Annotated in this window: 20 protein-coding genes; 13 read left to right on the forward strand and 7 right to left on the reverse strand. The window is 61.7% G+C overall.

Annotated features, from left to right (window positions below; genetic code table 11):
* Positions 1 to 10: 10 nt before the first annotated feature.
* Together MU848_RS02840 and MU848_RS02845 are read left to right on the forward strand one after the other, a co-directional pair.
* Positions 11 to 805, forward strand: coding sequence for an SDR family NAD(P)-dependent oxidoreductase (locus MU848_RS02840; protein WP_247230136.1), 795 nt, complete (start codon positions 11 to 13; stop codon positions 803 to 805).
* 27 nt (positions 806 to 832) lie between these two features.
* Positions 833 to 1687 carry an SDR family NAD(P)-dependent oxidoreductase gene (locus MU848_RS02845; protein ID WP_097093301.1) on the forward strand — a complete coding sequence of 285 codons (855 nt, stop codon included), beginning with the start codon at positions 833 to 835 and terminating at the stop codon, positions 1685 to 1687.
* Between the two features lie 44 nt (positions 1688 to 1731).
* Here MU848_RS02845 and MU848_RS02850 read toward each other — a convergent pair whose 3' ends face one another.
* The gene (locus tag MU848_RS02850; protein WP_247230137.1) at positions 1732 to 2505 is read right to left on the reverse strand and encodes an SDR family oxidoreductase; all 774 of its coding nucleotides are present in this window, start codon (positions 2503 to 2505) and stop codon (positions 1732 to 1734) included.
* A gap of 176 nt (positions 2506 to 2681) precedes the next feature.
* Here MU848_RS02850 and MU848_RS02855 point away from each other — a divergent pair, with 176 nt between their 5' ends.
* The 5 genes from MU848_RS02855 to MU848_RS02875 all read left to right on the forward strand — a co-directional run bounded on the left by MU848_RS02855 (position 2682) and on the right by MU848_RS02875 (position 8384).
* On the forward strand, positions 2682 to 3215 hold the full coding sequence (locus MU848_RS02855; protein WP_247230138.1) for a nuclear transport factor 2 family protein: 534 nt from the start codon (positions 2682 to 2684) through the stop codon (positions 3213 to 3215).
* A gap of 13 nt (positions 3216 to 3228) precedes the next feature.
* On the forward strand, positions 3229 to 3657 hold the full coding sequence (locus MU848_RS02860; protein ID WP_247230139.1) for a nuclear transport factor 2 family protein: 429 nt from the start codon (positions 3229 to 3231) through the stop codon (positions 3655 to 3657).
* Positions 3658 to 3766: 109 nt separating this feature from the next.
* Positions 3767 to 6034, forward strand: a complete 2268-nt coding sequence (locus tag MU848_RS02865) for a TonB-dependent receptor (protein ID WP_247230140.1) — start codon at positions 3767 to 3769, stop codon at positions 6032 to 6034.
* 60 nt (positions 6035 to 6094) lie between these two features.
* On the forward strand, positions 6095 to 7165 hold the full coding sequence (locus MU848_RS02870; RefSeq protein ID WP_247230141.1) for a helix-turn-helix transcriptional regulator: 1071 nt from the start codon (positions 6095 to 6097) through the stop codon (positions 7163 to 7165).
* A gap of 76 nt (positions 7166 to 7241) precedes the next feature.
* Complete coding sequence (locus MU848_RS02875) at positions 7242 to 8384, forward strand: LLM class flavin-dependent oxidoreductase (protein ID WP_201516312.1); 1143 nt, start codon at positions 7242 to 7244, stop codon at positions 8382 to 8384.
* Positions 8385 to 8542: 158 nt separating this feature from the next.
* Here the strand turns inward: MU848_RS02875 and MU848_RS02880 are convergent, their stop codons facing one another.
* From MU848_RS02880 to MU848_RS02895, 4 genes are read right to left on the reverse strand one after another with little or no spacing between them, the layout of a single operon-like run.
* Complete coding sequence (locus tag MU848_RS02880) at positions 8543 to 9340, reverse strand: sugar phosphate isomerase/epimerase family protein (RefSeq protein ID WP_201516313.1); 798 nt, start codon at positions 9338 to 9340, stop codon at positions 8543 to 8545.
* A 30-nt stretch (positions 9341 to 9370) separates the two neighbouring features.
* Positions 9371 to 10123 carry an SDR family NAD(P)-dependent oxidoreductase gene (locus MU848_RS02885; RefSeq protein ID WP_247230142.1) on the reverse strand — a complete coding sequence of 251 codons (753 nt, stop codon included), beginning with the start codon at positions 10121 to 10123 and terminating at the stop codon, positions 9371 to 9373.
* 11 nt (positions 10124 to 10134) lie between these two features.
* Positions 10135 to 10998 carry an SDR family NAD(P)-dependent oxidoreductase gene (locus MU848_RS02890; RefSeq protein WP_247230143.1) on the reverse strand — a complete coding sequence of 288 codons (864 nt, stop codon included), beginning with the start codon at positions 10996 to 10998 and terminating at the stop codon, positions 10135 to 10137.
* Positions 10999 to 11010: 12 nt separating this feature from the next.
* Complete coding sequence (locus tag MU848_RS02895; RefSeq protein WP_247230144.1) at positions 11011 to 12090, reverse strand: Rieske 2Fe-2S domain-containing protein; 1080 nt, start codon at positions 12088 to 12090, stop codon at positions 11011 to 11013.
* A gap of 172 nt (positions 12091 to 12262) precedes the next feature.
* Between MU848_RS02895 and MU848_RS02900 the strand changes: the two genes are divergently transcribed.
* Positions 12263 to 12673, forward strand: a complete 411-nt coding sequence (locus MU848_RS02900) for a nuclear transport factor 2 family protein (protein ID WP_247230145.1) — start codon at positions 12263 to 12265, stop codon at positions 12671 to 12673.
* 57 nt (positions 12674 to 12730) lie between these two features.
* On the opposite strand, the gene MU848_RS02905 is transcribed toward MU848_RS02900, so the two are convergent.
* Positions 12731 to 13801, reverse strand: coding sequence for a hypothetical protein (locus MU848_RS02905; protein WP_247230146.1), 1071 nt, complete (start codon positions 13799 to 13801; stop codon positions 12731 to 12733).
* A 240-nt stretch (positions 13802 to 14041) separates the two neighbouring features.
* Here MU848_RS02905 and MU848_RS02910 point away from each other — a divergent pair, with 240 nt between their 5' ends.
* Genes MU848_RS02910 through MU848_RS02930 form a run of 5 tightly spaced genes read left to right on the forward strand, consistent with a single transcriptional unit; the run spans position 14042 to position 18452 of the window.
* Positions 14042 to 15307 (forward strand): DUF1214 domain-containing protein, encoded by a 1266-nt coding sequence (locus MU848_RS02910; protein WP_247230147.1) that lies wholly within the window; start codon positions 14042 to 14044, stop codon positions 15305 to 15307.
* Positions 15308 to 15311: 4 nt separating this feature from the next.
* Positions 15312 to 15725: a VOC family protein gene (locus tag MU848_RS02915; protein ID WP_247230148.1), complete on the forward strand. Its 414-nt coding sequence runs from the start codon at positions 15312 to 15314 to the stop codon at positions 15723 to 15725.
* Positions 15722 to 16579: a sugar phosphate isomerase/epimerase family protein gene (locus MU848_RS02920; protein ID WP_247230149.1), complete on the forward strand. Its 858-nt coding sequence runs from the start codon at positions 15722 to 15724 to the stop codon at positions 16577 to 16579. Before MU848_RS02915 ends, MU848_RS02920 begins: the two co-directional genes overlap by 4 nt.
* Positions 16576 to 17703, forward strand: a complete 1128-nt coding sequence (locus tag MU848_RS02925) for a Gfo/Idh/MocA family protein (protein WP_247230150.1) — start codon at positions 16576 to 16578, stop codon at positions 17701 to 17703. The genes MU848_RS02920 and MU848_RS02925 overlap by 4 nt, the downstream gene beginning before the upstream one ends.
* Positions 17700 to 18452 carry an SDR family NAD(P)-dependent oxidoreductase gene (locus MU848_RS02930; protein WP_247230151.1) on the forward strand — a complete coding sequence of 251 codons (753 nt, stop codon included), beginning with the start codon at positions 17700 to 17702 and terminating at the stop codon, positions 18450 to 18452. Before MU848_RS02925 ends, MU848_RS02930 begins: the two co-directional genes overlap by 4 nt.
* Positions 18453 to 18518: 66 nt before the next feature.
* Here MU848_RS02930 and MU848_RS02935 read toward each other — a convergent pair whose 3' ends face one another.
* Complete coding sequence (locus tag MU848_RS02935) at positions 18519 to 20462, reverse strand: flavin-containing monooxygenase (protein ID WP_247230152.1); 1944 nt, start codon at positions 20460 to 20462, stop codon at positions 18519 to 18521.

A 20462-nucleotide genomic window follows, 5' to 3' on the forward strand; every position in this document is an offset into this window, starting at 1 on the left:
AGCAGGAATCATGACTGGCAGGTTGCAAGACAAGGTCGCCATCGTCACTGGCGGCGCACGTGGCATGGGCGAAGCTACCGTCCGCCTGTTTGCGCGCGAAGGCGCGAAGGTGGTCATCGCCGATGTACTGGAGGCTGAGGGCCAGGCATTGGCCGCCGACATTGGCGATGCCGCGATGTTCCAGCGGCTGGACGTATCGGACGAGGGCAGCTGGACCGCGCTGGTCGATGCGGTCATCGCACGCCATGGCCGCATCGATGCGCTGGTCAACAACGCGGCCGTCGTGGCCTTCGGCCCCATCACCGCCCTTAGCGTCGAAGACATCGACCGCGTTCTTGGCATCAACGTCAAGGGCACGATGCTGGGGATGAAACATGTCGGGGCGAAAATGTGCGCCGCCGGACGCGGGGCCATCGTCAACATTTCGTCGGTGGACGGCCTTCGCGGCGTTAATTCGGTGTCGCTCTACAGCAGCTCCAAATGGGCGGTGCGCGGCTTCACCAAGAGCGCGGCGATGGAGTTCGGCCATCAGGGCGTGCGCGTCAATTCGGTGCATCCGGGCGGCGTCAACACGGCGATGGGCAACCCACAGTCGCTGGAAGGCGACGCGAAGAATTACGGCTATGAACGCGTGCCGTTGCAGCGGATCGGCGAGCCGGAGGAAATCGCGGCCGCCAGCCTGTTCCTCTGCTCGGACGAAGCCAGCTACATCTGCGGCGCTGAACTGGCGGTCGATGGCGGCTGGGCGGCCGGCTATTACCACCATTATCTGCCTGCCGCGCCGGCATCGCTGACATCGATCTAATCCCTTCCCTTTCGGAGAAGCATGAACATGACTGAAGAAGAAAAGGTCTTTTCGGGCGGCGTAGCCGTCATCACCGGCGCGGGCGCTGGCATCGGCATGGGCCTTGCCCGCCGCTGCGGCCAGATCGGCATGACGGTCGTCGTCACCGACATCGACAAGGGCCGCGCCGACAAGGTCGCCGCCGAAATCGTGGCTGCAGGCGGCAAGGCTGAAGCGATCCAGCTAGACGTATCGAAGCCTGAAGCGCTCGACGCGCTGGCGCAGGACGTGTTCGACCGGCACGGCGCCGTCCGCCTGCTGATCAACAATGCGGGCATCGAAACCATCGGCAATGTCTGGGAAATCCCGACCGCGCGCTGGGAAACGACGCTGAACGTCAACATCCATGGCGTCGTCCATGGCGTCCGGGCATTCGTGCCGCACATGCTGCGCGTCGGTCAGGAGGCATGGATCGCCAACCTGGCTTCGATCGGTTCATTCGGTCAGATGCCGACGCAGACCGCCTATATCATGAGCAAGCACGCCATCCAGTCGTTCAGCGAATGCCTATATCTGGAGATGCAGGTCGCAAAAGCGCCGATCAACGTCTGCTCGATTATCCCAGGCATGCTGAAGACCAGCATCTTCGACGCCGATGCTGGCGTTGGCGAGCCGGAAAGCGCGGCAGGGCATCGTGCGACCATGGCCCATATGATGGCCAATTACGGCATGGACCTGGACGAAGGCTGCCGTATTTTCGTTGAAGGCATCGCTGCGCGGAAATTCTGGATTTCGAGCCAGCCGGAGATGACGGAACAGTCGCTCGCCGGTCGTATCGCCTTCTTCCAGGAACAGAGCAATCCGGAACTGGGCGAACAGCAGCGGGCGCTGCTAGGCATCTGAAAAAGCGGCCGGGCGGGTTGAACCTCGCCCGGCCCTTTTTTTCGTCAGGCCTTTGCAGCTTCCTGCTTCACGATTTCCAGGAAGAGCGGCCGTTCACCACCGCCATGCACTTCCAGCCGTGCGCCGCTGACATAGGCGGCGGACGGCGAACCCAGGAACACCACGGCCTCGGCGATGTCGCTACCCCGGCCCATGCGGCCTAGCGGCAGGGAAGACGCGATCCGATCCTGCGCGGCTTGCGAGCCATAGGTCATTTCCGCCGTTTCCGTTTCGATCAGGCCGACGATGATGGCGTTGACGCGGACTTCCGGCCCCCATTCCTGCGCCAGGCTGGTGGTCAGGCTGAGCAGGCCCGCCTTTGCCGCGCCGTAGATCGCGGTGTCGGGCGACGGACGCGCGCCAGAGACGCTGGCGATGTTGACGATCGATCCGCCCACTGCCTTCAGATGGGGATAGGCGGTCTGCGATACATGCAGGGGGGCCAACAGGTTCAGTTGCAGGATGCGTTCCGAAAAGCGCGGGCTGGCAGTGGCGGCGTCGGCCTGCGGCGATCCGCCCGCATTATTGACGACCAGATCGATCCGGCCGTGCCGCGCCACCAGGTCCGCAATCCACGCGTCCACGGCCGCCGGTTCGCGAATGTCGCATGCAGCGAACTCGGCCGTTTTGCCATCGACGCCGATCGGTTCGTCAGGCGCGGTGCGCCCGCATGTTGCCACGGCATAGCCTTCCGCCAGCAAACGCCGCACGATCGCCGCGCCGATGCCGCGCGTTCCGCCGGTGACGATCGCGACCTTGCCTACACCCGTCTCGCCCACAGCCTTGTCCTTCCTCTTCTGAATAATGCGCAGTCAGCACATCCATTTGAACGGCTCCATAGTCAATCCGCGGCATCTTTCGCCAGTGATAATGCAGTGGTCATTGCAGATTGTTACGCAGATCAGGTATAGGATCGCATCAGAAGCGCATATCGCGTCAGAAGTGGAGAGGATTGATGGCTTATACCCTGCAGCAGTTGAGCGACCTGGAAGATATCCGGACCCTCAAGCATCGTTATTTCCGGGGCATCGACACGGCTGATCTGGCGCTGCTCGGCACCCTTTTCACAGAAGACCTGACTGTCGATTACCGGGGCGGCACCTATCGCGTCCGGTTGGAAGGCCGCGACAACATGCTGGAGTTCCTGGCGAACAGCTTCCATTCCGGCGCCGTCGCCATGCATCACGGCCATATGCCCGAAATCACCCTGACCGACGAGGACAGCGCCGAGGGAATCTGGTATCTCGAAGATATCTTCATCGACGTGGAGCGCAAAGATCACACCATCGGCAGCGCCATTTACCGTGACGCTTACCGGCGTGAAGATGGCGTCTGGAAGATCGCGCGTACCGAATATGATCGCGTGTTCGAAATGATACGCCCGCTGGCTGCGGATGCGCAGATCACCTCCCACCATCTCGCGACCGCAGGCCGCAAGCCCGAGCAGCGCAGCGACATCAGCCATTTGATCGAATGGGAAGCGGCTTGACGGGAGCCAACATATGACCGGCCAGGAGGTTGCTGATCGGCTGGCCATTCATGACTTGCTGGCCCGCTATTGTCACGCGATCGACCAACATCGATGGTCCGACTTGCGCGCATTGTTTGCCGACGATGCGCGGGTAGACTTCACCGCTTTTGGCGGTCCGCTTGGCGATGCGGATACGCTGATTGCGTTTCTGAAGCCCGTGGTGGAGGGTCTGGCTGGAAGCTATCACTCGACGGGCAGCGTCATATGCGATTTTGATGGAGATAGCGCGACTGTACGCTCCGCCGCTCATGTGGTCATGTCGTCGAGGGGTGCCGATGGGGGCGAGCAGCATGACCATATCGGCCTGTGGTATGAAGATGAACTCACGCGTGCAGACACGGGATGGCGCTTCGCCAAGCGAACACAAAAGCGGGCTTGGGTAAGCACCATCCTATCTTAGTGATGCAAGGCCGCAACAGCTGAGGCATTTTGTGCCGGTCTGCTAGAGAACGGGGCGAACCAAGCTATGTTCGCTCACAGAATAAAAGATGTCTTTTGGGGAGGAAAGCATGCGCAAGACGCTATATCCAATCGTTTCACTCATCGCACTGGCAGCGCCGGGCAATGCCTTTGCTCAAACAGACGCGCTGGGGGCTGGCGCGGCGAGCGGTAGTGACATTGTCGTCACGGCTCGCCGCCGCGAAGAACGGTTGCAGGATGTGCCGATCGCGGTGAGCGCCGTCGATGCTTCGGCTCTTGATAGTCGTGGGCTCGACAATGTCACGCAGATCAGCCAGATCGCGCCCAACATTCAGTTCACGCCTGGCCAGGGTGGCAACAGCGGCGGCATCGCGCCCTTTATCCGGGGCGTGGGCGAGAACGACTTCATCATCACGTCCGACCCCGCCGTTGGCGTCTATATCGATGGGGTATATGTCGCACGCACCTTCGGCGCGACCACCGAATTGCTGGGCATCGACCGGATCGAAGTGTTGCGCGGGCCGCAGGGTACTCTGTTTGGCAAGAACACAGTCGGCGGCGCGATCAACATCGTGTCGGCGATACCGGGCCGGGAGCAAAGGCTCGAAGCCGATCTGCGATATGGATCGTTCAACACGGTGCGCGGGCGGGTCTATGCCGAAACGCCGCTGTCGGACAGCTGGTCGCTTGGCGTCGCCGCACTGGGCGAGTTTGGCGAGGGGTGGCAGAAGATCCCATCCGGAGACAATCTCGGCAACCGCAAGGTGATGGCTGGCAAGCTGGCGCTGCATTATGACGGCGAAGGCTTGGACGCTGTGTTGCAGGTCGACGGGCTCCACCGGCGGCAGCACAGCGCGCCGCACAGCATGATCGCCTTCACGCCCACCTTCTTTTCCATCCTGCAATCGACCTTCATCTCGCCCTGCTGTACCGTGCCGGGCGACATCGACCGCACCGACAGCAATTCGGAGCTGAACAAGGATCACACCGATGCGGTGAACGCATCGTTGACCCTGACCAAGGATCTGGGCGGCGCGACGTTGAAGTCGATCACCGCCTATCGCTATGTCGATGCGCTGTTCGGCCGCGATGGCGATGCGTCGTCGGCGGTCAATTATGCCGGTGACATTCATGACGAGCGGGCGCGGCAGATCAGCCAGGAATTGCAGCTCTCGCTTGACCTTGGCGGCCGTGGCACTTTGTTGCTGGGAGCCTTCGTCTATCGCGAAAAGACGCGCGACAATACCCGGCTGATCGTCGCCGACGGGCTCTTTCCGGCGCTGGTTGCGGCGGGGCTTGACCCCTTCCCAGTTCCATTCCCTCCATTTGCCGTTCCCGCGTCGTCGCTCGACTTCAATATCGATTTCCGCAACCGGCAGCGCACCGACAATCTCGCGCTGTTCGCAAACGGCAATTATGAACTGATCGACGGGCTGTCGCTGGAATTGGGCGCACGCTATACGTGGGAGAAGAAGAAGTTCTTCCAGTCGGCAACGCGCATTTATTCAGGCGAGCCGCTACTTGCTGGAACGCCGAGCTACACGCTGGAAAAAAGCTGGGACGCCTTTACGCCGCGCGCGTCGCTCTCTTACAAGTTCCGGCCTAACTTGATGGCCTATGCGTCCTATTCGCGGGGCTTCCGGTCTGGCGGGTTCAATGGGCGGCCCACGTCGGTCGAGGAAATCGGGTCCTATGATCCGGAATATCTGACCTCCTACGAGGCTGGCGTCAAAGCTGGGTTCGGCGGGATCGCGACGATCAACCTTGCCGTGTTCCGTAACGAATATCGCGATCAGCAGATCTTGGTGTCCACCGTCAGCCCGGCCACGGGACTGATCATCGTCCGCAATGAGAATGCGGGCCGCTCCCGCATCCAGGGCATCGAACTGGAAGGCGCGTTCAAGGTGTCGCCGCGCTTTACCGTGACCGGCGCACTCGGCCTGCTGGACGCCAAATATCTGGAATATGTGTCCGTCATCAACGGTGTGCCGACCGATGTCAGCAACCGCGAACTAAAGCAGGCGCCCGATATCACGGCCAATGCGAGCGCGGTTTATCAGGCGCCGCTCAGCGACAATGTGGAAGGCGTGCTGCGGTTGGACGCAGCCTATAAGAGCCAAGTCTTTGTCGATGCCGAAAACACGCCGTTGTTGCGGCAGCCCGACCACGCGATCCTCAACGCCAGCGCGGAGCTGCGCTTTGCGGACAGCGGCCTGTCGGTGCGCGTCGGCGTTGACAATATCACGGACCGGCGCATCATCACGGCGGGTTATGATGCATCGACCAGCTTTGGCTTTACGGAAGCCTATTACTCACCGCCGCGCCGCTACAGCATCACGCTGGCACTGCGGCGCTGAGCCGGAACATGGTCCCGGCGGTGCAAACCATCGCCGGGGCCGTTGGCGGCCGATCTGAACATGAGCGATGACACCGCCTTTGCCGACCTGTTGCAGACGCTTTACGGCGGATTGACGCGGTCGCCGCCGTGGGAGGATTTCCTGCGAGCACTGGCGGCGATCACCAATACGACCTTCGCCACACTGCTGATCGGCCGGGGTCATGCGCGGATCGATGCCCATGTCACCCCGGGAGCGGACCCGGAGCGCACGCAGGAATATCAGCGCATCTCGCAGGCCGATCCCTTTGTCGGATTGCCGGAGGGACAGGTCGTTTCCTTTCGCGATTTCGTCCACCATGTCCCGGCGCGCTTCCGCGACTGGCTGGACGTGGCGCGCAGCAGCGAAATTCTGGGCGTCGACCTGCACCGGCCGCCCGATGTCGCCGTGCGGCTGCGCCTCACGCGCGAAGACAGTCAGACGCAATTTGGCGACGCCGAACGCGCGTTGCTCGAAAGGCTGATCCCACATCTGCGCATTGCGCTCGACCTTCACGCGCGGCTGACGATCACCCAGGCGGAAAGCCAGCTGTTCAGCAGCGCCATGGCGGGTCTCGCGGTCGCGACCCTGATCCTCGACCGCGAGGGCCGCATCCTGCGCCGCAATGCGCTCGCCACGCAGATGCTGGAAGAGGGAAGCATCATCGCGGAGCAGCATGGCAGTTTTGAAGTCAGGACAGGCTCCAGCGCGGCCACGATCAACCGCATCCTTTCATCGCCACCGCCGCAGGGCGAGGAAATCCTGTTCGAAATCGCGACCGGCGGCACGCCCCTGCATGCGCGGGCCCGCGCGGTGCCGTCCTCCGCTTATGCGGATGGCGCGTGGCTGGCGCTGTTCATCGCAGACCCCAGCCGCCCGGCAGGTCCGTCGGAAGAGATACTGCGGGATCGCTTTCACCTCACCCGCGCCGAATCGGGTCTGGCCCTGCATCTTGCGCAGGGCGCCACGCTGGCCGACGCGGCGGACGCTCTGGGCATCGCCTATAATACCACGCGTTCCCATCTGCGCGCGATATTCGCCAAGACCAACACACATCGGCAGGTCGAACTGATCACGCTGTTGCGCACGATCGGCAGCGAACCCGAAATCTGATCCATTTGGATGATGCAGCGGCAGGGGCCGAAGCATAGCCTGCATCCACGATACGAAAAGTTTTGTGGAGAAGATGATGAAGTTCTCGATCATTTACGAAGCGCAGATGGCCGACACGTCGCGCCAGAATGAGCAGCAGGTGTTCCGCGACATTGTGGAGCAGTCCATCTACGCCGAGGAAATGGGCTTCGACACGATCTGGGCCGTCGAACATACCGCGCTGACGCAATATGCGCATATGTCCGCTCCGGAAACTTTCCTTGCCTATCTGGCCGGGCGTACCTCGCGCATCGGCATTGGCCATGGAGTTGTCTGCCTGCCGCCCGCGATGAACCATCCGGTGAAGGTCGCGGAGCGCATCGCGACGCTCGACATCCTGTCGGGTGGCCGCGTCCATTTCGGCATGGGCAAAGGCGGGACGCAGCAGGAAGCGGGCACCTTCGGCTATAATCTCGAAGACCTGCCGCCGATGATCGACGAGAGCATGTATCTGATCCCCAAGATCCTGAAGCATGGCGAGATCGAGCATGACGGCCAGTTCGTGAAGATCCCCTTCCGCCCAATCCACCCGAGTCCGATGCAGGAGCCGCATCCGCCGATCTACATGGCCTGCACCCGCGCCGATACGCTGGTCACCGCCGGTTCGCGCGGCATCGGTGCGCTGGTTCTTGGCTTTGCCGGGCCTGAGGATATCGCGAAGAAGAACGCCATCTATCGTGAGGCTTTCGCCAACCGCAAAGCTGAGGATCAGGTCGGCTACCGTCCGACCCAGCATCTTGCCGCGCTCTGCCCTGCCGTCGTGCTGGAGGACCGCGAGAAAGCCCGCCGCATCGGCCTGCGCGGGCAGCGCTTCTTTGTTGAGTCGCTCGGCCACTGGTATTCGGGCGGCCCCGCGCCCGATGTCGAGGATCTCGACGCCAGCGAAAGCCTGGCCGCGCTTCAGCGTCACAAGGAAGAGACGGTGGCCTGGCTGTCGGACGAAAAGATCACAGTCGGGGGGCATCATACCGAGAGCTTCGAAGTGGTCGATGACGCCTATGGCACGCCGGAGGACTGCATCCGCCAGATCAAGCGACTGCAGGATGCGGGCGCCGACGAAATCCTTTTCATGTTCCAGATGGGCGGCATTCCCCATGACGTGATCATGGAGACGATCCGCAATATCGGTGAGAAGGTGATCCCTTATTTCCGCGAGCAGGCGACACTGGCGGCGGAGTGAGGTGTCTTGCGGGCGGGGCAGCGCGCTCCGCCCGAAACTCGGCTGCGCCAGCTACCTTCCGTTCGCCCTGAGCTTGTCGAAGGGCTTCTCTTAGGAAAGAAGGGCTCCTACAGGCTCAGCGCGAAGGAGGTGAGATCTGGTGAATTTAGGATGACGCGTTATTCCGGCGCGTACAAAGCCTTTATCGCCTCCATCAACCGCGCCGCGCGCTCGTGCGGGTCGCCCTTGGCCAAAGCACGGGAGGGGGCTTCCACCGCTATGGTGGCGTGGTGGGGCAGCAGCGGGAGCAACGCGCCGAGGCCGAACTCTCCTTCACCGGGAAGCAGGCGGTCGAACACGGCTTCATTGACCCGGTCATGCGGCGGCTCGATCGGGCCGTCGTTAAGCTGGACATGACGGATGCGATCGGCGGGCAGGCACGCCACATCGTCCCAGCTTCCGCCGCTACGGATGACGTGAAGCGTGTCGATGCACAGGCCCACTTCCGCGCCCAGCGAATGAGCGATCTCCAGCGCCTGTGACGGCGACCGGATCGAAGATAGCGGATAGGGTTCGATGATGGCGGGAACAGCCGCCTGACGGCAAATCTCGACCATGCGCGCGAGGGATTCCCGCAGCCGCGCATGATCGGGGTCCAGACCCAATATGTTGACGGTGCCGCCCAACTCGGCGGTGAGCTCCGCGCTGCTTTCAAGCAGGTCCCAGTCAGGCTCCGCATCGAGCATGAAAGGTTCGATGATACCGGCACGCAGTCCCGTGTCGCGCAAGGCGGAGATCACCGCCCTGCGCGCAGCCTTGTCCGCCAAGAGGTCAGGCGTCGGGCTGATCGGGATCGGGGTGACGAACAGGCTGACAGCGGTGAAGCCCGCGCTCGCCGCCGCCTCTATCACGGTCAGCGCGTCAAGATTGACGAGCGAAAGATGGTCCAGGCAAAATCCGTTCGGAGGGACAGTCATGACAGCCGCCCTCCTGCATCACCCGGCCGGTCAGGCGTGAACGCCTCCATCAACGCGCACGATCGCCCCATTCATATGCCCTCCATCCTCGCTCGCCAGCATGGCGATGACGCCCGCTATCTTGTCAGGAGTCGCAAATCCATTGATCGGGCCGAGATGATTATACAACTCCCAGTCGGCTCCTTCCACCATACCGGTTTGGACGCTGTTGGCGAGCGGCGTTTCAATGCCGCCCGGAGCCACGGCATTTACGCGCACGCCGCGCTTCACATATTCCCAGGCGAGACTCTGGGTATAGGCGGCGACCGCGCCCTTGCTGGCGGCGTAGCCGGTCAGGAAGGGATGACCGAAATGGCTGGAGGTCGAAGCGGCGTTGACGATATTGCCCTTCGTCTTTTCCAGATGCGGCAGTGCTTCGCGGCACATCAGGAATGTGCTGCCCATGTTGACCGCGATGATCGACATGAAGGCTTCATAGTCGGTGGTCGCTGCATGGCTCGACCGGATGATGCCAGCCATGTTGATGAGGACGTCGAGCTGCCCGGCTTCTTCCACCCACTGCGCGACGATCGAGCGGGCAGTAGGCTCGTCTGCTGCCGATCCCGCACGGACCGCAATGCCGGGTTGTTCCTGCCTTAGCGTTTCCAGCCCTTTTTCATCCAGGTCGACCGCCAGCACCCGGCCGCCCTCTGCGGCAAGGCGGATCGCGGTCGCACGCCCGATGCCGGACGCTGCGCCAGTGACGATGATCGACTTGCCTGCAAATCGGCGTCCGAAGTCCATGGCCTGCTCCGTCATGCCACGATGGCGGGGTGCGGGATGCGCGGATCGCCCAGCATCGCGCGGTAGGAAGGCGGCGTCCGGCCGCCCGCTTCGGTGATGCCATATCGCTGCGCGATTTCAGCGGTGATCAAGGTCTGGCCGTTCAGTTCGTCGCGGTTCGGATCATCATGGATGGCGGCGATCACCCGGCCGTTGAATTCGGGCGTTTCCGCGTCTGCCATGAACTTTTCATATTGTTCGGGATGTTCCGAAAGCGTGCGGGCGCTGCGTTCGGTGAGCAGCGGCCCCATCCAGAGCGAGATGGCGGCAACCCCGGTGCCCCGGAAGTCCACGCCCATGTCGGCGGCGAACTTGTCCACGCCAGCCTTCTGCGCGCCATAGGCCGCACCGTGCATGTAGCAGACGGAGCCGAAGGAGGAGGTGAAGGCGATGAGGCCGTTGCCTGCCGGAACCATCATGCGCGCGGCATGCCAGCTCGCCAGATAATGGGACCGCAGTCCGACATTCAATATGTCGACAAGGCCGGTGGATTTTTCCCAGAAGGGACCGGGCTTCACCAGATCGTCGTTCAGGGCGGCGACATTGTTGACCAATATGTCGAGGCGGCCGCTTTCATCGCTAACGCGCTCGAACAGCGCGGCGATCGCGCCATCGTCGGCATGATCGACCTGCACCGCGCGGCCCTCACCACCGGCTGCGTCTACCTGCGCCGCGGTGGCGCCGATGGTTCCGGGCAGTTCCGCGTCACCCTCGCGGACCGAGCGGCCCGTAACATAGACGCGATAGCCTTTTTCTCCCAGCGCGGCGGCGATGCCCCGGCCTGCGCCTCTGCTCGCGCCTGTTACGATCGCGACCGGACGTTCACTTCTCTCCATTTTCTGTTCTCCTTATGCCGCCTGCGTGGAACTGCGCTTGTCGAGTGTGACATGCATGCCGTTGGTGCGCTTGTGCAGGTCGGGGGTCTTGTCGCGGGGATTGTAGAACTGCTTGTACCAGGTCCGCACCTTGCCATAGGGGCCGTCATTGGGGATGACGAGCGGATTGAGGCAGGCCTTCTTGTTCTGCCAGATCTCGACGTCCTGGGCAAAGGCAAGGCGGCTGCCTTCCTGATATTCGAGGGCTGCGGCGCGCAGCTCGTCGGTGACGGGCGCGGTGCCGTCATTCACCTGCACCATCAGGCCATGCCAGACGCGGATCTTGCCATCCTCGATCGGGGTATGGGTGATGAGAATGAAGCTGTCGAATGTCCCTTCCATCTCCGACTGGAGGATCGAGGGGCCGGTATACCAGGTGTCGAGCGTCAGCACGTCTTCCGGGTTCTGCACCAGCGTGCGGTGTCCGGCGGCATAATATTGGTGGACGATATGATCCTTGAACTCATTGGCGAAGTAGACGAAGTCCTTTGCGCCATGGATCGGGATGAAGTGGCCGAAGTCGGCCATATTGTCCACGACCTCGATCGGGTGGATGTCGAGATCGCCCATGAAGTCGATCTTCCAGTTGACCCAGCCGGGCGCATCATAATGGCCGCCGAAATCGGGCAGGTCGAAATTGGGTTCGAGCGCTTCGGGATCATGCCAGATCCAGATCGTACCCGCGCGTTCCACCACCGGGAAGGTTTTGAGCTTGGCCGCCTTGGGCACGAAGTCGGAATAGGGGATGTTCTTGCACGCGCCGTCAGGGCCGAACTGCCAGCCATGGAAGGGGCAGCGGATCGAATCGCCGACCACCTGCTCGCCGTCGCGCACGATGTAGCTGGTCGTGTTCTTCGCCAGATGCGCGCCCATGTGCGGGCAATAAGCCTCCGTCACATAGACCTGCCCGCTCTCGCCACGGTACATCACCATGTCCTGGCCAAGATAGCGCATCGCCTTGGGGCTGCTCGTCGCCTCGGCGCTCTCACCCACCATGAACCAGCCACGTGGAAAGGTGAATTCTCCCAGACGATAGTCCGACGATGTCGCCATTGCTTGATCCTCTCACTGCGCGCGGCAAAATAGCAGCTAATGCAGCGAGTCACAGCCCCGCGCATCGCCTGCCTTGAAATCCTCCTCTTTCTACGCAAAACACGATCCAGAAAGCAAGTTCATATGTTAAATGCGCGTTTTGAAGCCATCCTGATGATGAGGTGAGCAGAATATGTCGGAACCCTCTCCGCCTGGCCTTCCCGCTCCGGGCCAGGATCTCATGCGGCAGGCGCTTCAAGCCTATGTCGATCGCATCAATGCTGGCGACAAGGACGGCGTCCTTGCGCTGTTCGCCCCCGGCGCGGTGATCGAAGATCCGCTCGGATCTCCGCCCAAGACAGGCGCAGATATCGATAGCTGGTTTGCCGACACGATCGCCTTCGACACGCACATCCGGCCGGTTGCGCCCATCAGGGGATCTCACGCCAATGCCGCCGCGCTGGTCTTCGACGTGACGTTCCAGCCGCCCGAAGGCCCTCGCCTGCTGATCAGGTCGCTCGACGTGTGCACCTTCGATGCGGAAGGACGCATCACCAGTCTAAAAGCTTATTGGGGACCGGACGACATGGAGCCGGTTTCCTAACGAAAAAGGGGCACCTGACCGGGCGCCCCTTCTTCCTGTCGCGTAGCCCGCTGGCGCTTATGCGGTGACGAGCTCGCGCGGCGCTTCGGCCGGATATTCAGCAGGGCCACCATAGTCGTAAGCAGCATTCAGCGCCTTGATGAAAGCCGGATCATTCAGCGGATCAGTCGGCGTCTCGATCTGGAAGCCGCGCGAACGGACATCCTTGATTAGCGTGTCGAACACCTGATCATAGGTGAGGTTGTCCGAGCCATCCATGTTCTTCTTGAGCTCGGCATAATCTTCGAACACTTCGGCCGACCAGTGGACGAGGAAGCGCAGTTCATCGGTATGATAACGCTCGATGACTTCGTCACCGGTCTTTACCAGCCAACCATCAGGGTTGCCCGGTTCGCCGCTGAACAAGGAGTCGAAGCCCAGACCCTTCGGCTTGCGGCGCTCGATCGGGCCGTTGGCTTCGCCGCGATGGACGAGCATCTCGTTCTGGACGAGCACGCCCCGATTATAGACAGGCGGCTGCAAGCGGGCGGGCTTTTCCAGCGGGCCCTTGGGCCAATAGGTGAAGCCGCTTTCCGGGTCATGGCTGAACCAGGTGATCACCTGTGCCATCTTGATCAGATAGTCCTGGAACAGGCCCGAGCGGCCCATGATCGAACAGAGCCAGGTGGGCGAGTTCTCATAACGCACGCCACGGAAGCTCGGCGAGTCCAGATGGCCCGGATCAGTGTTGCCGCAGGGGCCGTTCACGTTGAACAGCATCATCTGCGGCTTGGCATATTCCGCGTTCCAGTAGGACTTGGCATATTCCAGGAAGGTCGGATTGTAGAAGGTGTCCTGGATTTCCGGATACATGCAGGTCGAATAATTGGCATAGAAGCCCCGGAAGGTGGGCGTCAGGAACATGTCCAGCGACGGTTCGAACCCTTCCGGAAATCCGCCAGCGAAAGTCGCGATAAGGGACTCAGGCGTCGGGAAATGTTGGGCAATGATGAGCTTCCACGCTCCGCTATGGACCACGTCCAGCAGCCGCCGACGCTGATCCTCGGTATACACATTGCTCAGCTCGCGCGGCGGCGAAACAGGTTGCAGGAGATCGGACAAATGCCGCTTCTGCTCATTGCTCAACATGGCTCTCGAACTCCTCTCCAAACAGCCAGGCGAATCGTCCCATTCGCCATAGATGGAACAAAGTTATCGATCTATAACTTTTTCGTCAATCCTCTTTGGTGAGTGGATGCTCATACCCACCGCCTGGCCATTTTGCGTCACACAAGAAGGATAATGGCACGGGATCGACAGAAGAATGGCTGGCCCGACAAGCGCGACGGTGGCACCTTCCCCACAACAAGATAGGAGAGGCAGGGCGCAATGGCTGACGCGTTGGACGGATCGAACGACAAGCGCGATATGGAAGCGCGCGCGGCAGAGCGGCTGCTATCTGGCCAGTCCTGGGAAGATTTCTGCGATGTCCTGAAGGTTGCGGGCGGGATGATCGACCGGTTCGGTGATGACCCGTCCGATCTGGACAGAGCCGAATGGTATCGGTTCCTGACCCGCGTTGCGCGGTCAAGCTTCGAGCGACTGATCGAAAATGCCGAGCCCACGCGCCCGCGCCTGCGGGACATGGTGTGGCGGCAGTCGATCAATGTGCAGACGGTCGATCAGGACCATCTGATGTGCCAGTTCGATGAAGCCCGTGATTACCGGATCATCGGCACGCGCGGCACCATACCCTATTTCGTTCTAGCCATTTTGACCGCCCCAGCGCCGGAAGATGTCGGCGCGCGCGATTGGGCTCAACTTGGCCTGAACGGCCTGAAGGAATTCGACCCATCCAATCTGAAGACGACCGGCTTTCTGGGCAGTCAGCAGCTTCATGTCGAGGATGACGGGACGTTCGAGATCATCCTGTCGCAAAATGATCCGGGCGAAGGCAAGAACTGGTTGAAACTGCAGCCCGACAGCAATTGCATCCTCATCCGGCTCGTCTGGAGCGACCGGGACAGGGAAATTGCGCCTGACATGCGGATCGAGCGGATGGATGAAGCGGCGCCCGAACCACTCACCCCCGCGCTGATGGCCAATAATCTGGCGTGGGCGGGGCAGGCCGTGCTTGGCTATGCGGAGCTGGTGCGCAACTGGTGGAACGGCACGCAAGGCAACTTCGCGGCGAAGCTGAACCGGCTCGACTATAGCCGCGCGCAATATCTGTCGAATGGCGGCGTGCCCGACCGCCACGTCGCCTTTGGTGGCTGGGAAAAGAAGCTGGAAGAAGCACTGGTGCTGGAGTTCGTGCCGCCTGAATGCGAATATTGGAACTTCCAGATCTGCAACATGTGGCAGGAAAATCTCGACACGTTCGAGGATGGCAATGGGTGGGTAAACAACTACCGCTTCGTTGCCGAGCCTGACGGCCGCGTGCGCATCATCATCGCCGAACATGATCCGGGCCTTGGCGGGAATTGGGTGAATTCCTTCGGTCATGAAAGGGGCATCTGGGGCTTGCGGCTCGTGCAAACGGAGAGCACCGCAGAGGTCAATCTGTGGCGCTTGCCGCTCGCCCGATTGGAGGCAGAGGGGGAAGCAGCGCTCAGTCCCGACGCAGCGATCCTGACCGGACAATTTGTGGATTGATGCCATGGCTGTGCGCACGCTTGACCATGTGAACATCCGCACGGCGGACGTGCCGGGCACTGCCGCCTTCTTCAAGGATGTGCTGGGCCTTCGCGCCGCCGCCGCGCCGGGCGCGGAATCCATCGACAAGGGTTGCTGGATCCATGACCCCGATGACCGGCCGATCATCCACATCGGTCCGATCGAGGCGCGCTATCCAAGTGACGACGCATTTCCCTTCCACCCCGCACGGGGAAGCGGCGCGGTGCATCATGTCGCGTTGGAGTGCGATGATCTGCCGGTGATGCTGAGCCGTCTGACGGCGGCAGGCGTGAACGTGGTGCGGAAAGATTATCCGCCTGCCAATCTCGTCCAGCTGTTCGTGGAAGAGCGGAACGGGATCATCCTTGAACTCAACTTTCGTTTGGAGCAGGCATGACGGCCGATCCGATGCTGGTCCTGTCGGGCCCACCCTTTGGGCATCTGCCGCTGCTCGATCGCCTGGCACCCGCGCGGGAAGCAGGCTTTTCCGCCATATCGTTGATGCCCGGCGATATCTGGTCGCTGGAAGCAGCCGGGATGAACGCCGTCGAGATCGGCCAGCGGATAGCAGACCATGGCCTCGCCGTCATGGAAATGGATTGCACGGCCTGCTGGTTGCCCAGCCAGCGGACTGCGGGTGACGATGTTCCCATGGCAACGCTCCTTCGATCCTTGACCCCAGATCGCGTGATCGAAGCCGCAGCGCGGATCGGATCGCCCTCCGTCACTGCCGTGGAGATGATGGGCGTCACAACATCGCTCGATGAGGCGGCGGAAGCCTTCGCATATCTGTGCGATCTTGCCGCTGAACATGGTCTGAAGGTGCATATCGAGTTCCTGCCCTTTGGCGGGATTCCCGATTTGGCGAGCGCATGGGCGATTGTTCAGGCGGCAGGACGGATCAATGGCGGCCTGACGCTGGACAGCTGGCACTTCTTCCGCAGTGGTTCGAGCTTTGAGCTGCTGGAGCAAATTCCCGGATCGCGCATCCACACCATCCAGATCAATGATGCCCCGGCAAAGGCTGAACCCGACCTGCTGCAGGAAACGATGAGTGCCCGCCTGATCCCTGGGCGCGGGAGTTTCGACCTCCCGCGCTTCATTCGAACACTGGATCGGACGGGGACCGAAGCACCGATTTCCGTCGAGATCTTTTCGGCCTCGACCCGGTCAGCGCCGATGGCCGAAGCGATAAAATCCTGGGCGCCAGCAGCCCGAGACATCATCAGAAAGGCAAGAGAGATACAATGAATGGAGAGGAGGCGCCAATCGGCGCGGTGGTCGTGGGCACGGGGTTTGGCCTGTTCACACATGTGAGAGCGCTGCGGGAAGCAGGCTTTGACGTTCGCGCGATCATCGGGCGCAACAGGGAACGCACCGCAGAACGCGCCGCGCCACTCGGCATCCCGCTGGCGTCGGATAATCTGGAACAGGTACTCGCCGATGATCCCGCGATCCGCCTTGTGACAGTCGCAACGCCGCCGCACGCCCACTATACGCCAGTCATGCAGGCGATCGCCGCCGGTTGCCATGTGATGTGCGAAAAGCCTTTCGCGCGTGATCTGACGCAGGCGCGCGAGATGCTCCACGCGGCGAACAGGGCAGGGATCGTCCATGCTCTGGGCGCGGAGTTCCGGTTCGACAGCGCGCAAGCACTGTTGCGGCGTGTGGTGCAGGACGGCCTCATCGGTGATCCGCTGATGTTCAGCCGCATCTATCAGCAACCCGGCACGGGCGAGGACGAGCCGCTTGCGGATTGGTGGACGGACGCAGCCCAGGGCGGCGGATTCCTGGGGGCGTTCGGCACGCACATGATCGATCAGGTTCGTTCGACCGTGGGCGAGATCGTCACAGTCAATGCGATATTGCGCAAGCTTACGACCAGCCGTCCCACGATGACGTCGGACGATTATTATAATGTGCAATTCCGCACGGCGAACGGCTGCATGGGTGTGATCGAGGCGGCGATGAACTTCCCCGGCCCGTTCGTCATGGCGACGAAGGTCGCGGGAACGAAGGGTGCCGCGTGGATCCAATCGGGCAGCGCCTTTGGCGATCCCGAAGAAGTCTGGATCAAGGACGCAGACGGGGCTCGTCAGGTGCCGATGCCCGACGAACTGGTCAACCCGGCGCCCGAGCCCTTTGCTGTCAAGGAACTGATCCAGACCGAAATGGATCGTTGGCATACGCAAGGCTTCGATGTCGCGCCCTATGCCAAGCTGTTCCGCCAGATGAAGGCCAGGATCGAAGGGCGCGCGCCTCCGCTGCCTGATCCGACGGGTGATTTTGAGGACGCAGCGGCGGGGCAGGCGGTGCTGGACGCCTCTCGCCTGTCCGCCGCGGAAGGCCGTTGGGTCGAAGTGGAGGCAGTATGACGAACCCATCCTATGATTTTTCCGGCGCGCATGTCCTCGTCACCGGCGGCACCAGCGGCATTGGCGCTGCGGCAGCGGGGGCCTATCGCGAAGCCGGTGCGGACGTGACCATCACAGGCACGCGCGGGAGCGCCAGCGAATATGATGCCGACCTGTCCGGCTATCGCTATCTGCAGATGGACATTGAGAATGGCGAGAGCATCGACGCCGTTGCCGCCAGCCTCGACCGACTGGACATATTGGTGAACAATGCCGGGATGGCGCTACCCAGCCTGGGGCTCGACGAATATGAGCCTGATGTTTTCGCGCGATCCGTCAATATGCTGCTGGTCGGCGCCTTCCGCATGGCCCGGCAAAACGCTGACCTGCTGGCACAAAGCAGAATTGCGGGTGGCGCTAGCGTCGTCAGCATCGCATCCATGAGCAGTTATTTCGGCATCCCGATCGTGCCGGGCTATGGGGCGGCGAAGACGGGCCTGCTTGGCCTTACCCGAACGCTGGCGGTGAAGTGGGGCGAGCGCGGCATCCGCGTCAATGCCGTCGCGGCAGGGCTGACCCGCAGCCGCATGACGGAGGGCACGTTCGCGCAGGATGAGTGGATGGCCCCCACGTTGGCAAGAACCCCGCTTGGCCGTCCGGGCGAACCGGAAGACATTGCCAATGCGATCCTGTTCCTGTCGAGCCCCGGCGCTGCGTGGATCACGGGCCAGACCTTGGCCGTCGACGGGGGATATACCGTCGCGGGCTGATTATAGGCATCCGATATGAAAGGAGCCGGTCTTTGCAGACCGGCTCCTTTTTTACATCCGAGCTGCTTAGTGCAGCTCGAAATTCTCTTTGACCGGCCCGCGTGTTTGGTTCCAGAGGTCCACAAGCCGCCACGGCCAGGACAAAAATACGCGGCCCTTCGAGTTATTATAGTAGCTGCTCGCCTTCGGATGGGTCCAGATCATGCTTTTCATCTGATCTTCCACCGCGCGGTTCCACTGCTCGAAAGCTTGCTGCGTCGGCTCGACGGCGCGCGCGCCACTGGCGTTGATCCAGTCGAGGCATTCGACGATGTAGTTGACCTGCGCTTCGGAGATCAGATTCTGTCCAGCCGCGTGGTTGGGCGCGCTGTTGGGGCCGACGGTCATGAAATAGTTGGGATATCCCGGGACAGTCACGCCAAGGTAGGAACGCGGATCGTCCTGCCCCCATTCGTCGCGGAGCGAACGTCCGCCCTTGCCGTGGATTTCGAGCTTGCCCATCATGTTGGCGACGTCGAAGCCGGTAGCGCAGACGATGATGTCGAACTCATACTCCTTTCCGTCCTTCGTCCGGATACCCTTGGGAGTGAAGCATTCGATCCCGCCATCTTCCAGCGTCACATTGGGCTGCTTGAGCGCATCCAGCCAGCCTGCATCGAGGATGATGCGCTTGGAAAAGATCGGGAAATCCGGCGTCATCTTTTCCTTGAGGTCCGGCCGGTCGTGGAACTTCGCTTCCAGATGGGCCAAGGCCCACTGGCGCGCGCCTTCGTTGGCAGCCGAGACCGACGGGCTGTCCACAGGCCATTCCGGGTCCTTGACGACATTGCCGTAGAGGCCGTCCGCTGCGAACCAGTAAACACGGAAGCGGAACCATTCGCGGAAGTGCGGGATGTAGCGCAGGGCGAACTTCATGCCCGGCGACACCTCATGATTGATCTCCGGATTGTAGATCGTCCAGTAGCGCGTACGCATGAAGACGGTGAGGTCACCCACCTGATCCGCAATCGCGCCGATCAGCTGCGCGGCGCTGGCACCGGTGCCGATGATGCCGACGCGTTTGCCCTCGATCCGCACGGACGGGTCCCAGGTCGCGGTGTGCATCATCTTGCCCTGGAAGTCTTCGCGACCCGGAATATCCGGCCATTTCCAGCGGTTCACCGGACCATGTGCGTTGATGACGGCATTGGCGCGGATCACTTCTTCCGTGCCATCCTTGCCGCGCACAGTCACGTTCCAGACGGCTTCGGCATCGTCATAGCGCAGGGCGACCACTTCGGTGTTGAAGCGGATGTTGCGGCGCAGATCGTATTTGTCGGCGACGTGCAGCAGATATTTCTGCATGTCCACGCCCTTGGGATGATAGTGCGTCCATTCCGGCGTGATTTCGAAGGAGTAGGAATAGAAGTGGCTCGGCGTGTCGACGCCGACGCCGGGATAGCGGTTTTCATACCATGTGCCGCCGACCTCGGGATTCTTCTCGATGACGATATGCTCGTAGCCAGCCTCTTCCAGCTTCAGCGAGGCCGCGAGGCCCGTCATGCCCGCGCCGATGACCAGCACCTTGAAGCCTGCCTGCGGCGGCGTGCGGCCTTCGATTTCCTTGCGGGGCTTGGGCAGCTTGAAACCGATCTGGTCGAAGAGCAGCGGCAGGAATTCGTCGGCGACTTCCTCACCCACGCCGACGCTCATCATCCGCTGCATAAGCTGTTCGGAAGGATCATCTTCCCGCGCGGCGCCCGGCGTCGTCAGGACATGCAGCAGCTTCGACCGCAATTCCTGGGCATATTCGTCCGGTATCTCGGTCCCGGGAACCGCGAATGGCGGCTTGATGTAGTTGCCGAAGATGTCCAGCATCACCGCATCGTGCGTGAGGTGCACATAAACCATCAGCAACGTGTGGATATTCGCGCTGTCCAGCGCTTCCCGCAGCTCATCGCTGTCAGGCAGCGGCAAGCTGCGGTCGTGCCAATCTCTCGCTATTACCGCGGCTTCTGCATGTTCGACCAT

It is taken from the genome of Sphingobium agri (genome assembly GCF_023051225.1).
Lineage (GTDB): Bacteria > Pseudomonadota > Alphaproteobacteria > Sphingomonadales > Sphingomonadaceae > Sphingobium > Sphingobium agri.

Bases quoted from the DNA above. Each gene is read 5' to 3' on its own strand.
- MU848_RS02840 (WP_247230136.1), top strand. From the start codon at position 11: ATGACTGGCAGGTTGCAAGACAAGGTCGCCATCGTCACTGGCGGCGCA.
- MU848_RS02845 (WP_097093301.1), top strand. From the start codon at position 833: ATGACTGAAGAAGAAAAGGTCTTTTCGGGCGGCGTAGCCGTCATCACC.
- MU848_RS02855 (WP_247230138.1), top strand. From the start codon at position 2,682: ATGGCTTATACCCTGCAGCAGTTGAGCGACCTGGAAGATATCCGGACC.
- MU848_RS02860 (WP_247230139.1), top strand. From the start codon at position 3,229: ATGACCGGCCAGGAGGTTGCTGATCGGCTGGCCATTCATGACTTGCTG.
- MU848_RS02865 (WP_247230140.1), top strand. From the start codon at position 3,767: ATGCGCAAGACGCTATATCCAATCGTTTCACTCATCGCACTGGCAGCG.
- MU848_RS02870 (WP_247230141.1), top strand. From the start codon at position 6,095: ATGAGCGATGACACCGCCTTTGCCGACCTGTTGCAGACGCTTTACGGC.
- MU848_RS02875 (WP_201516312.1), top strand. From the start codon at position 7,242: ATGAAGTTCTCGATCATTTACGAAGCGCAGATGGCCGACACGTCGCGC.
- MU848_RS02880 (WP_201516313.1), bottom strand. From the start codon at position 9,340: ATGACTGTCCCTCCGAACGGATTTTGCCTGGACCATCTTTCGCTCGTC.
- MU848_RS02885 (WP_247230142.1), bottom strand. From the start codon at position 10,123: ATGGACTTCGGACGCCGATTTGCAGGCAAGTCGATCATCGTCACTGGC.
- MU848_RS02890 (WP_247230143.1), bottom strand. From the start codon at position 10,998: ATGGAGAGAAGTGAACGTCCGGTCGCGATCGTAACAGGCGCGAGCAGA.
- MU848_RS02895 (WP_247230144.1), bottom strand. From the start codon at position 12,090: ATGGCGACATCGTCGGACTATCGTCTGGGAGAATTCACCTTTCCACGT.
- MU848_RS02900 (WP_247230145.1), top strand. From the start codon at position 12,263: ATGTCGGAACCCTCTCCGCCTGGCCTTCCCGCTCCGGGCCAGGATCTC.
- MU848_RS02905 (WP_247230146.1), bottom strand. From the start codon at position 13,801: ATGTTGAGCAATGAGCAGAAGCGGCATTTGTCCGATCTCCTGCAACCT.
- MU848_RS02910 (WP_247230147.1), top strand. From the start codon at position 14,042: ATGGCTGACGCGTTGGACGGATCGAACGACAAGCGCGATATGGAAGCG.
- MU848_RS02915 (WP_247230148.1), top strand. From the start codon at position 15,312: ATGGCTGTGCGCACGCTTGACCATGTGAACATCCGCACGGCGGACGTG.
- MU848_RS02920 (WP_247230149.1), top strand. From the start codon at position 15,722: ATGACGGCCGATCCGATGCTGGTCCTGTCGGGCCCACCCTTTGGGCAT.
- MU848_RS02925 (WP_247230150.1), top strand. From the start codon at position 16,576: ATGAATGGAGAGGAGGCGCCAATCGGCGCGGTGGTCGTGGGCACGGGG.
- MU848_RS02930 (WP_247230151.1), top strand. From the start codon at position 17,700: ATGACGAACCCATCCTATGATTTTTCCGGCGCGCATGTCCTCGTCACC.
- MU848_RS02935 (WP_247230152.1), bottom strand. From the start codon at position 20,462: ATGGTCGAACATGCAGAAGCCGCGGTAATAGCGAGAGATTGGCACGAC.